Origin of the sequence: Bradyrhizobium sp. Ai1a-2, assembly GCF_000426245.1 — a bacterium.
Taxonomy (GTDB): Bacteria; Pseudomonadota; Alphaproteobacteria; order Rhizobiales; family Xanthobacteraceae; genus Bradyrhizobium.
The window spans coordinates 112821-124507 of the sequence record NZ_AUEZ01000018.1 but is presented as its reverse complement, the minus strand read 5'-3'; the positions used below and the strand labels follow the sequence as shown (position 1 = coordinate 124507).

The window sequence follows — 11687 nt, the reverse complement described above, 5'->3', positions numbered from 1 at the left end:
CACCGCAACGTTCGTGACGATCGCGAGCCGCCCCTCATCCGCCGTGAGACGCGCGGAGTTAAATCACTGATTTGCCCGACGACGGAAGCGGAATGTTTTTTCTGCGAGGGCTGGACATGTTTCTACTGATTTGCCCGTCGGGTTGTTTTGTCGCACCCAAAGCGTCCACATCGCGGCGATTTCCCGTCTTGTGCCGCTATAGGAGAGATGCCGATGCAAAAGTCGACAATCGAATAACCCCAAAACTCTCGCGAAGGTGATCTCCGGACTTCTCTGCTTCTGCGTAGCTTTCATTGCCACTACGGACGTCCGTGATCGATTTTGGATGAAACGTCCCTCGCGTCGACGCGCGTAAAATGTATCAGCGATCTCCATGAAGATATCCGTTAAAAAAAGCGCCACGATGTAGCCTCGGCGGTTTGACATCGTGACGTGACCGCAGGTTCACCCGAATGAAAACGACCGCGGGCGGAACTTTCGGTTTCGCTCCGAGTCATATTTTGTGGCGCGATGCGGCCTGGCCGCGGAGGAGGGAAGCCAAGGGGAGAGATCATGCCAAAGTCCCGCCTTGGAATGGCTGCGGCCGGCGTTGCCCTGGTCGTTCTGGGAGCGCTACCGAGCGCGGCCGAGGCGGGCTTCCGCCTGCGCGTCGGCGGCCCCGTCGGTGTCGCGCGCTTCGCGATGGCCGGCATGCTGTCGGTCGCACGTCTCCGCCACGCGCGCATGGCGGCGCGCCGCAGCCGCGTCCGAATGGCTGCCTTAAGACCGCAAGATCTTCGCCCCGCCGCCGAGTCGATCCGCCCGAGTGAGCGCGCGCAGCTCACTGCCGTCGCGGCGCTGGCCGGCTGGCAGGGCGGCCGAGCCGCGCAAGGCTGGTGGCAGCACACCGACGGTTCATACGGTTGGGTCGGTCCGCTGTTCTGGCCGTTCGCCTACAGCGATCTCTATGACTACGCGCTTCTCAGTGACGGCAGCGCCTTCTGGGGCTATGGCTACGGCGATCTCTACGCAGCGATCTTCTCGCCTTACGCTACGAGCGATCTCTCGGCGTTTGCGGCCGAGCGCCCCGCCGGGAGGCGGCATCGCAAAGCGCCCTCCGTACAGGAGGAGCTCTGTGGCGGCGACATCGCCGAGACGACCGGCCTGCCCCTCGAGCGGATCGGCCGGGTGGTCGTGGCAAACGAGGCGCAGCGCACAGCCTTCGACGAGCTCGAGAGCGCCTGGACTTCCGCCGGCGACACCATCCGCGCCTCCTGTCCAGCACAGGCCGCAACCACCGCGCTGGAACGGCTTGCGGCCATGCAGAGCCGCGTCAACGCGATGCTGAGCGGAGTTGAGGCCGTTCAGCCGCCATTCCAAAAGTTCTACGATCTCCTGAGCGATGAGCAGAAGGCGCGGCTCAACGCGCCCCAACGCGACCGCCGCGCCAACGCTGCGGCCGCGAAGCTGAAGGCGATGCAGGACGCCGCCTGCCAGGCGAGCCGCGAACCGCAGGACGAGCAACAGGCCGAAAAGCAATACCGCCAGCTCGTCGCCCAGCAATGGCCCCTCGACGACATCGCCGCCAGCCTGAAACTGAACGATACCGAGCGCGCCGCGCTCGAATTGGTGCAGGACACCACGATGGGCACCATGGAAGCCTTAAGCGCATGCCCGCCAAGGGACGCGCTCACCCCGCCGGGCCGCCTTAAGGCCGCCAAGGCGCGGTTGGAAGCGATGCGAGAGGCGATCGGAAGCGTGAACGACGCGGTCGACGATTTCTATTGGTACCTGAGCGACGAGCAGAAGACGCAGTTCGAGGGGCTCGGGCCGAAGAAGCGGGGGGCTATTCCGCCGCTGTCAGGGGGATAAGCAGACATCCGGCGAATAGGCCAAAATGACGCGAGTGACCCGGAACGGACCTTCCTTGGCCATCGACTTGACTGGAAGCAACGTGAAACGGGGAGCGGCGGGCCGCAGTGCATTCACCGTTCGTCCCAGTTCAGCCGCATGGCTGCGGGGGTTTTCCTCCTGCTCGCGGCGCACGGTCACGAACGCCGCGCGCCGCGGTCCCCGCCCCTAGGGGAACGTCAGGCCGAAAGCGGCCGGGTCGGCCTGCTTGCCGTCCCGGGGGACTAGAAAGCGCTCGAGCCCTCCCGGCACGAAGCTGACCAGCAGGGTCGCCTGGTCGCCGACCACCTCGATCGTATGCGGCACACCGCGGGGGAGAGCCGCGTAGGCGCCCGGCCCAACCTCGACGCGGGCATCGCCGACCCGCGCGATTAGCTGCCCCTGCACCACGTAGACCAGCTCGTCCTCGCGCGAGTGGGTGTGCAGCGGCGGCTCCTCCCCGGCCCGGACCGTCCACAGGACAGCGCCATAGTCGCCTCCGGACTGGCTGCTCTCCACTTTCATCTCGACGCTCGAGCCCCCGCTCGAGGTCACGGTCTGGCCGCCGTGGGGCGGCGTGAGAACCGGCTTCTGGACTGACATTTGTAGCCTCCTGATCGTGTTAAAGATGACTATCCACCACCTGACGAGAATGACCCTGCAACGCCAGGCGAGGGAAATCACCTCTCGCCATAGAGTCGATAGACGATCGTTATTGCCGCCGCGCCGCGTGACGCCGTAGCGAGGAATGCCACTAGCCGCATCTGCAGAGACTTCTAAACCCGATGCCGCCCTTGGACCGATCGAGGTTCCGCGTGCGAACGCGCCGCCGTCCTTCACCATGACGCCGCTCCTACGGTGGATTTGTCGTGCGCCACGTCGCCGACGGCGGCTGTTGACCCAACTCGGAGTTGACAGGCTTCCTTACACATTTGCGTCGTCGAGTCAGAAATTTGCATCCGTCGATGTGAGCCTGTTCACATCGAACCCGCACGTTTGGTCTCACCGTCAAGTGGGGCACTTCAACGTGGGAGAGAGAAAATGCGTACCCTCTTTCTTGCACTAGCGACGTCTGCGACCATCTTCGCAACTGGCGTAACCCCGGCCGGAGCTGGCGAGTATCGGTATTGCCTGCAAGGCGACGACTATGCTGGCGCGGGCGATTGTGGATTCACCAGCTACCAGCAATGTCAAGCTGCCGCATCGGGCCGCACGGCCTACTGCGGGGCCAATCCTTATCTCGCGAACGCCGCCGACCTGACAATTTCTTCCAGGCCGCGTCGTCGCTGACGACATCGCAGCGCCTAGCCACACCTCAAATCCCGAGATACCGGTGCTGCAGATCGGGCTCGGCGACCAGTTGCTCTGATGTGCCGCTCCACACGGTGCGGCCGCGTTCGATGATGTAGTGGCGGTCCGCGATCCGGGCGAGGTTTCCGACATTCTTGTCGATCACGAGCACGGACTGACCGCGCCCCTTCAGCATCGAGAGGCAGCTCCAGATCTCGTCGCGGATCAGCGGGGCGAGGCCTTCGGTGGCCTCGTCCAAAATCAACAGTTTCGGATTGGTCATCAGCGCGCGGCCGATCGCGAGCATCTGCTGCTCGCCGCCGGAGAGCGTGACGCCCATGTTGCTGCCGCGTTCGGCGAGGCGTGGAAACAGCGCGTGGATTTTCTCCAGCGTCCAGGGATCGGAGCTGCCCTGGCGGTTGCCTGAGGCGGCGACCAGGTTTTCGCGCACCGTCAGGTTCGGGAATATCTGCCGGCCCTCGGGCACCAGGCCGATGCCGAGTTTCGCAATCTTGTAGGACGGCAGGCCGCGCACCTGCTGTCCGGCAAAGCGGACCGCGCCTGACCGCGCCGGAGTCAGCCCCATGATGGAGCGGATGGTGGTGGTCTTGCCCATGCCGTTGCGGCCCATCAGCGCGACCATCTCGCCGCTCCTGATCGACAGCGACAGGCCGAACAGCACCTGGCTCAAGCCGTAGCAGGTCTCGATCCCTTCGACCTCCAGCAATGTGTCAGCCATGACGTGTCACCGCATGCTGTTCGCCGAGATAGGCGCGCTTCACCTCTTCATGCCGGCGGATCGCATCCGGCGTGTCGCAGGCAATAACGCGGCCATAGACCAGCACCGTGATGCGGTCGGCGAGTGCGAACACCGCTTCCATGTCGTGCTCGACCAGCACGATGGTGAATTCCTTGCGCAGCTCCTTCAGCAATTCGACCATCCGCGCGGATTCGGTGACGCCGAGGCCCGCCATCGGCTCGTCCAGCAGTAACAATTGCGGCTTGGTCGCAAGCGCCACCGCGAGCTCAAGCTCGCGCTGCTCGCCATGGCTGAGCTCGGAGACCAGGACATCGGCGCGCGATCCGAGCCCGACGCGTTGCAGCGCCGCACGCGCGGTATCGCGCAGGTGCCTCTCCTTGCGCGCGTTGCCCCAGAAGCGGAAGGAGTGGCCGTCATGTGCCTGCGCCGCGAGCGCGACATTGTCGAGCGCGGTGAAATCCTTCAATAGCGAGGTGATCTGGAACGAGCGTGCCAGCCCGAGCCGGCTTCGCCGGTACGACGGCAACCCCGTGACATCGCGACCGGCGAAATGGATGGTGCCGGAATTCGGCATCAATTGCCCGGTCAACTGGCTAATCAGGGTGGTCTTGCCGGCGCCGTTGGGCCCGATGATCGCATGCAGTTCGCCGCGCGGCACTTCGAGCGACAGATTGTCGGTCGCCAGGATGCCGCCGAAACGGCGCACGAGATTGTCGACGCGAAGCAGGGGATCAGCCACGGCGTATCCTCCCGAGCAGGCCCATGATGCCACCACGCGCGAACAGGACGATCAAGAGCAATAGCGGGCCCATGATCAGCGCCCAATATTCGGTGAATTGCGACAGCAATTCTTCCAGCACGAGATAGACGATCGCGCCGATCAACGGGCCGAACAGCGAGCCCATCCCGCCCAGGATCACCATCACCATGAGGTCGCCGGAGCGGGTCCAGTACATCACGGCCGGGCTGACGAAATCGGTGTTGTTGGCGAGCAATGCACCGGCTAGGCCGCAGATGGTGCCCGCGATGACGAAGCAGGTCAGCCGGTAGCGGTAGGCCGGAAAGCCGATCGCCTGCATGCGCTGCTCGTTGGAGCGCACGCCCTGCACCACCAGGCCGAACCGCGAATTGACGATGCGCCAGATCAGGTAGACGCCGCCGAACAGGCAGGCGAGGCAGAGATAATAGAACTGCGTGCGGTCCGAGAGGTTGATCAGGCCGTCGAAGGTGCTGCGCTTGTAGATGGTCAGGCCGTCGTCACCGCCATAGCGCGACAGCGCGGAGGCGACGTAATAGGCCATCTGCGCAAAGGCGAGCGTGATCATGATGAAATAGACGCCGCGGGTGCGCAGGGAGAGCGCGCCGATCACCAACGCGAACAGAGCGGAGACGCCGAGCGCCACCGGCCACTGGATGAAACCGGAGCCGATGCCCTCGGCCGCCAGGATGCCGACGGCATAGCCGCCGATGCCGAGATAGGCGGCGTGGCCGAAGCTCATCATGCCGCCGTAGCCCATGATCAGGTTCAGGCTGGAGGCCGCCAGCGCAAAGATGATGATGCGCGTCATCAGCGTCAGGATGAAGATGTTGCCGGTCGTTGCCGAATAGACCGGCAGCAGGACCAGCGCGGCGCAAACCACCGCCACGACGGCGTTGCTGGCGTTGAATTTGGACTTCATCGCTTGGCGGCCGGAAACAGCCCCTCCGGCCGCAAGACGAGCACGATCGCCATCAACAGGTAGATCAGCATCGAGGACAGCGCGGGGGCGGCGGTCGAGGCGGCGGCACCGCTCAGCACCTTGCGCAAGAGATCCGGCAGGAAGGCGCGGCCGAGCGTATCGATCAGGCCGACAAAGATCGCGGCGAGGAAGGCGCCGCGGATCGAGCCGATGCCGCCGATCACGATGATGACGAAGGCGAGGATCAGGATGTTCTCGCCCATGCCGATCTGCACGGTCAGGATCGGCGCCTGCATCAAGCCGGCGAGGCCCGCGAGCGCGGCGCCCAGCCCGAACACCAGCGTGAACAGCAGCTTGATGTTGATGCCGAGCGCGCCGATCATCTCGCGGTTGGAGGCGCCGGCGCGGATCAGCATGCCGATGCGGGTGCGCATCACCACGAGATAGAGCAGCGCGGCGACCAGCAGCGCGACGATGATGATCGAGAGCCGGTAGGCCGGGTAGTACACGCCGGGCAGAAGCTGGACCGGGGTGGTCAGCCACGTCGGCAGCGGCAGCGCGAGGCCCGCCGGCCCCCAGATCAGCCGCACCATGTCATTGAAGAACAGGATCAGGCCGAACGTCGCCAGCACCTGGTCGAGATGGTCGCGGCCATAGAGATGCCTGAGCGCCACGAATTCGAGGGCGATGCCGAGCAGAAGCGTGGCGGCGAGCGCGAGGATCGCGCCGAACACGAAGCTGCCGGTCCAGCCGACGAAGGTCGCGGCAAAATAGGCGCCCATCATGTAGAGCGAACCATGCGCCAGGTTCACGAAATCCATGATGCCGAACACCAGCGTGAGCCCGGCCGCCAGCAGGAACAAGAGCAGTCCGAACTGCAATCCGTTCAGAAGTTGTTCGATCAGAAGGAACATCGGCGACTTATATCAAGCTGAAACAAGAAAGCGGCAGCGCGCCCGCGCCGCCGCCAATTGTTGTTGGGTGCATGATGACTGACCAAACCGCTCAGACTTTTGGCAGATCATGCGCCGGGGAAACATTTTTTCTTGACGCGTTTTCTTCACGCGAACCGGTATCCACTTCGCGGGAAAACGCTACGCCTCACTTCATCGGACATTTGTCGTGAAAGCGATCCTGATCGTTCTCTACGATCGTGGCAACCGTCTTGAGCGCGAGCTGACCGTCGGCGTCCTTGACGACGTCCTGCAGGTAGAAATTCTGGATCGGGATGTGGTTGTTGCCGTATTTGTACGATCCGCGCACCGACTTGAAGTTGACCTTCTGCATCTCGTCTCTCATCGCGTCCTTTTTTGTCAGGTCGCCTTTCACGGCGACCACGGCGCTGTTGATGAGGTTGGCGGCGTCATAGGATTGGGCGCCGTAAAAGGTCGGACGCAGGTTCGCGTATTTCTTGCGGTAGTCGGCGACGAACTTCTTGTTCTGCTCGTTCGGCAGGTCATTGACCCATTGCTGGGCTCCGGGCACGCCGAGCGCGTTTTCCTTCTGCAGCGGCAGCGACAATTCGTCGATGGTGAAGGCGGTATAGAGCGGAATCTGCTGCTTGATGCCGGCCTGCGCATACTGGTTCAGGAACTGCACGCCGGCAGCACCCGGATAGAAGACGAAGATCGCCTCCGCCTTCGAGTTGCGCGCCTTGGAGAGTTCGGCGGAGAAATCGAGCTGGCTCGGCCACACCGTATATTCCTCACCAACCACCTCGCCCTTGAAGGTGCTCTTCACGCCGGCCAGCATGTCCTTGCCGGCAGCGTAGTTCGGGCCGATCAGGAACACCGATTTCACGCCCTTCTGGTTCATGTAGGTGCCCATGGCTTGCGGGGTCTGGTCGTTCTGCCACGAGGTCGAGAAGACGTAAGGGGAGCAAAGCTCGCCGGCGAGCTGCGACGGGCCGGCATTGGCCGAGATCAGGAAGGTCTTGCTGTCGACGGCGGTCTTCAGCGAGGCCAAGAGCACGTTCGACCAGATGTAGCCGACGATGAAGTCGACCTTGTCGGACTGCACCAGCTTCTCGGTCTTCTGCTTGCCGACGTCAGGCTTCTGCTGGTCATCCTCGTAGATCACCTCGACCGGCTTGCCGTCGATCTTGCGGCCGAGATGGTCGAGCGCCAGCTCGAACGAGTTCCGCATGTCGTTGCCGATGACGGCGGTGGGACCGCTGAAAGTCGAGACAAAGCCGATCTTGATGGTGTCAGCCGCGAATGCAGGCTGTGCCAGCGCCAGCGCGGCAACGCCCGCCAGCCAAAATGACGTTTTCATGTTCACTCCCCTCCTCAACCATTCCAACCGGGCGCCATCCCGATGAACCGTCCGGCGGCGCCGTCCGTGCCCCCGTCACTCCCGTGTTCGGGGTGACGTGTTTTGTGCGCGGAATCCTGACTGGGCAGCAAGCGCGAACCGAAGGCAGCGTTTAGAACCTTCGGCGCATGCTTGAGCCTGATCTGCACCATAATTCGTAAAATGCGAGGCTGGCAAGAATTATAGTGCCGGTTGCCCGGGCAACCATTGTCGCAGTCTTGGAGCTGCCGCCAGCCGGTTTTCGCGGCGCTGGACTACACGAGATATTCCGCGCCCTCGATGACGTAGGGCGCGTGACGGAAATCCCGGATGCTTGCCACCCTATCGGCTCGCCAATCCAGCAGCACGAAATATTTCGGCCGCGTCGCGGCGGGCACCGTGGGGTCGAACACCAGGATCGCGGGACGACCTTCCACAAGCCCCGGCACCAGAAGCCAGTCATTGGCCCTGTCATAATTGCCGAAATAGCGCGAAACCTCGACTTTGCCGTTGAGCCGGGTCCTGCTGACGAGATCAAGCTTGATGTCGTCGGCGATCATGGCGCGGATAGCGTCGAAATCGCGGGCGTTGAAATGGGTGACGTAGGCGGAGAGACGGGCCCGATCGGCGTCCGTCAGCCTCGGCGGCGGTGCATCGTCGCCTTCTCGGGCGAACTCGCGCAGCCGAACCCGGCCGCGGTGCAAGGTGGCCTTTGCCGCGACCAGGCTCAGGTCCATGATCTCGCAGACTTCCGCCAGCGAATAGCCGAGCACGTCCCTCAGGATCACGCTGCTGCGCTGCGCCACCGGCAGGCGCATGAAAGTACGCAGGCTGGCGGCGGCGATCTCGCGGCGGGCGATGTCGTCGAGCTCGTCGGCCATCATGTCGACCTCCTCCGCCGACCGGAGTGCGTCCTGCCGATGGCGCCGCCGCAGGAAATCGAGCGCGGCGTTGTGCGCTATCCTGAACAGCCAGCCTTGCGGATTTTGGATCTCCCCGACGAAAGCAAACGCTTCCACCGCCTTGATCAGCGCATCCTGCAACACGTCCTCGCCGTCGATCACCGAGCCGACCATACGGGAGCAGTAGCGATGCAGCCGCGGCCGCAGCGCGACCAGGATTCTGTCGAGACCGGCGGCCGCCGACGCATCGGACACTGACGTCATTCTCCCTGCTCAGGACTGGTTGCTGGTCCGGGCATGATCTCCGCGCAAACGCTTCGCGTTTGTCGCGAGGAAAACCGGTTCCCGCTACTCCGGATCATGCGCCAGCATACGGTAATTGCCGACCACTTTGGCGCTGCGAACCAGCGGCGGCTCGGCGCCGCGGTCGCGAATGCCGCTCTGAAACGCCTTGAACGCGGCCAGTTGCGGCAACGGGCTGGACCCATCGTCGGATGCGGTCTCCACGATGTGGACAAAGGTGTCGTCCTCCAGCCGCAGCGTAAGATAGCGCACGCCATCGAGCTTTGCCGCCTTCAGTTCCGCAAATACCGCCGCAACCAGATCGGCATTCGTGTCGGCCATGTCCGGCTTCGTCTTGTACCTGATCAGTCTGGTCGTCATCGTCCTCTCCCTGGTTCGCGCCGCGATGCGGAGGCCATCGCGCACCCCCAAGGACGTTTGACGACGGTCAAAGGATACGGTCGCCGGAAGATTTTTTCCGGCCGCGCAGAACGCGATCCTTGACGCGGCCGCCGATCACGGCCGCGGCACCACGGAAGGCCTGAGCCATACGTTTTCGCTATCGTGCGATTAGAAAGAAGCGCCTTGGAACAACCAGGCAAATGAATACATAATCTGGACGGAGATACCGAGAACACCGAGAACCTTGGGGCCATATTCCATGACGACGCCGCCGAAAGATCCGCATCACGTAGTCATCGTGGGCGCGGGATTTGGCGGCCTGGAGGCGACCTTTGGGCTCGCCGGCGCGCCGGTGAAGATCACCTTGATCGACCGCCGCAACCATCATCTGTTCCAGCCGCTGCTCTACCAGGTCGCGACCGCTTCGCTTGCGACCTCAGAAATCGCCTGGCCGATCCGCCACCTGCTGCGCGACCGCCGTGAGGTGACGACACTGTTTGCCAACGTCAACAGCATCGACGCCGAAGGCAAGCGTGTTGTGCTCGATGACGGCGACAGCGTCCCCTATGACACGCTGATCCTGGCGACCGGCGCACGCCACGACTATTTCGGCCACGACGAATGGGAACCGTTCGCACCGGGCCTGAAAACGCTGGAGGACGCCACCACGCTGCGGCGGCGCATCCTCGTCGCCTTCGAGCGCGCCGAGCGCGAGACCGATCCGGAGCGCCGCGCGGCGCTCTTGACCTTCGTCATCGTCGGCGCCGGCCCGACCGGCGTCGAAATGGCCGGCACCATCGCCGACCTCGCACGCGACACGCTGGCGCCTGACTTCCGCAACATCGACACCCACAAGACCTGCGTCGTGCTGATCGAGGCGGGCTCGCGGGTGCTCGCGGGCTTTCCCGACGATCTCTCGACCTACGCGCAGCGCTCGCTGGAAAAGCTCGGCGTCGAGGTGATGCTGGGCGCGCCGGTCACCGAATGCGACGCCGACGGCGTGGTCTATGGCGGCAAGCGGCTGGAGGCGCGGACCATCATCTGGGCCGCCGGCGTGCGTGCCTCGCGGGCCGCCGAATGGCTGAACGCGCCGGCCGACCGCGCCTACCGGCTGCAGGTCAATCCCGACCTCACGGTCCCCGGCCATCCCGACATCTTTGCGATCGGCGATACCATCACCATCGCCGGTCCCGACGGCAAGCCGGTACCCGGCATCGCGCCGGCGGCGAAGCAGGAAGGGCGCTACGTCGCCTCACTGATCAAGGCGCGGCTCGAAGGCCGCACGCTGCCGCCATTCCGCTACAAGCACCAGGGCAGCCTCGCCCAGATCGGCAAGCGGCTGGCGGTGATCGATTTCGGCTGGCTCAAACTGCGCGGTGCCATCGCCTGGTGGATCTGGGGCATCGCCCACATCTACTTCCTGATCGGCATCCGCCACCGCCTCAGTGTCGCGCTGAGCTGGCTCTGGATTCACGCCCGCGACCAGCGCGCGGCCCGGCTGATCACCCAGGGCAGCAGCAAGGTGGCGCGATAGCGGGGGTCTGTAGCCCGGGTGGAGCGCAGCGCAACCCGGGACATCTGTCTCAGCGGTTACCGGCGGTCCCCGGGTTACGCTTGCGCTCGACCCGGGCTACGGACCCTGATGGAATCCAAACCAAAGTTTCTTGCCTGCAGCGATGATCGGAGAAATGAGCACTCAAACCTCCCCCAGGAAGCCGCGCCGGCCGAGAGCCGCGCAAGCCGCGGCCGTCAATTCCGGTCCGACACTCGATCTCGATCGCTACGTGCCGGCCTTCGTCACCTTCATTGCCAACAAGCTGTCGAACAGCGCCACCGCGTTCTACCAGCGCCATTTCGGCGTCAACGTCACGGAGTGGCGGATCATGTCGCAGCTCGCGATCGAGCCGGGCATCCCCGCTTCGCGCATCTGCCACGTCATCGGCTTCGACAAGGGACCGGTGAGCCGGACCTTGGCGCTGTTGCAGAAGCGCGGGCTGGTCGCGATCCGCGCCAATCCGCATGACGGCCGCAGCCATTCGATCACGCTGACGGCGAGAGGCCGCGCGATCCATGACAGGGTCATCGTCGCCGCGCTCGACCGCGAACGTCGGCTGTTATCCTGCCTGCGCAAGGATGAGCGGGAAATGCTGATCGATCTGTTGCGGCGGCTGCACAACAATCTCGGCGCCGTCACCCGCTCATGACCGCGTG

12 protein-coding genes are annotated in these 11687 nt (G+C 64.0%); 4 read left to right on the top strand and 8 right to left on the bottom strand.

Features of this window, described 5'->3' with window-relative positions:
• Positions 1–573 precede the first annotated feature (573 nt).
• On the top strand, positions 574–1851 hold the full coding sequence (locus tag K288_RS0115040; RefSeq protein ID WP_043159892.1) for a Spy/CpxP family protein refolding chaperone: 1278 nt from the start codon (positions 574–576) through the stop codon (positions 1849–1851).
• Positions 1852–2058: 207 nt separating this feature from the next.
• On the opposite strand, the gene K288_RS0115035 is transcribed toward K288_RS0115040, so the two are convergent.
• Positions 2059–2472 carry a cupin domain-containing protein gene (locus tag K288_RS0115035; protein ID WP_027580311.1) on the bottom strand — a complete coding sequence of 138 codons (414 nt, stop codon included), beginning with the start codon at positions 2470–2472 and terminating at the stop codon, positions 2059–2061.
• Between the two features lie 438 nt (positions 2473–2910).
• Here K288_RS0115035 and K288_RS50555 point away from each other — a divergent pair, with 438 nt between their 5' ends.
• A complete protein-coding gene (locus K288_RS50555; RefSeq protein ID WP_084799598.1) occupies positions 2911–3159 on the top strand; it encodes a DUF3551 domain-containing protein in 249 nt (82 codons plus the stop codon).
• A 25-nt stretch (positions 3160–3184) separates the two neighbouring features.
• On the opposite strand, the gene K288_RS0115030 is transcribed toward K288_RS50555, so the two are convergent.
• From K288_RS0115030 to K288_RS0115000, 7 genes are all read right to left on the bottom strand, one after another.
• Complete coding sequence (locus K288_RS0115030) at positions 3185–3898, bottom strand: ABC transporter ATP-binding protein (protein WP_027580310.1); 714 nt, start codon at positions 3896–3898, stop codon at positions 3185–3187.
• Complete coding sequence (locus K288_RS0115025) at positions 3891–4658, bottom strand: ABC transporter ATP-binding protein (protein WP_027580309.1); 768 nt, start codon at positions 4656–4658, stop codon at positions 3891–3893. Before K288_RS0115025 ends, K288_RS0115030 begins: the two co-directional genes overlap by 8 nt.
• Positions 4651–5598: a branched-chain amino acid ABC transporter permease gene (locus tag K288_RS0115020; protein WP_027580308.1), complete on the bottom strand. Its 948-nt coding sequence runs from the start codon at positions 5596–5598 to the stop codon at positions 4651–4653. Before K288_RS0115020 ends, K288_RS0115025 begins: the two co-directional genes overlap by 8 nt.
• Positions 5595–6512 (bottom strand): branched-chain amino acid ABC transporter permease, encoded by a 918-nt coding sequence (locus K288_RS0115015; RefSeq protein ID WP_027580307.1) that lies wholly within the window; start codon positions 6510–6512, stop codon positions 5595–5597. Before K288_RS0115015 ends, K288_RS0115020 begins: the two co-directional genes overlap by 4 nt.
• Before the next feature lie 187 nt (positions 6513–6699).
• Positions 6700–7872 carry an ABC transporter substrate-binding protein gene (locus K288_RS0115010; RefSeq protein ID WP_027580306.1) on the bottom strand — a complete coding sequence of 391 codons (1173 nt, stop codon included), beginning with the start codon at positions 7870–7872 and terminating at the stop codon, positions 6700–6702.
• Positions 7873–8165: 293 nt separating this feature from the next.
• Positions 8166–9056: a sigma-70 family RNA polymerase sigma factor gene (locus K288_RS0115005; protein WP_051334539.1), complete on the bottom strand. Its 891-nt coding sequence runs from the start codon at positions 9054–9056 to the stop codon at positions 8166–8168.
• An 84-nt stretch (positions 9057–9140) separates the two neighbouring features.
• Complete coding sequence (locus tag K288_RS0115000) at positions 9141–9455, bottom strand: hypothetical protein (protein ID WP_027580304.1); 315 nt, start codon at positions 9453–9455, stop codon at positions 9141–9143.
• 280 nt (positions 9456–9735) lie between these two features.
• Here K288_RS0115000 and K288_RS0114985 point away from each other — a divergent pair, with 280 nt between their 5' ends.
• Positions 9736–11010 (top strand): NAD(P)/FAD-dependent oxidoreductase, encoded by a 1275-nt coding sequence (locus K288_RS0114985; RefSeq protein ID WP_027580303.1) that lies wholly within the window; start codon positions 9736–9738, stop codon positions 11008–11010.
• A 154-nt stretch (positions 11011–11164) separates the two neighbouring features.
• Positions 11165–11680, top strand: coding sequence for a MarR family winged helix-turn-helix transcriptional regulator (locus tag K288_RS0114980; protein WP_027580302.1), 516 nt, complete (start codon positions 11165–11167; stop codon positions 11678–11680).
• The last annotated feature ends 7 nt before the right edge of the window (positions 11681–11687 follow it).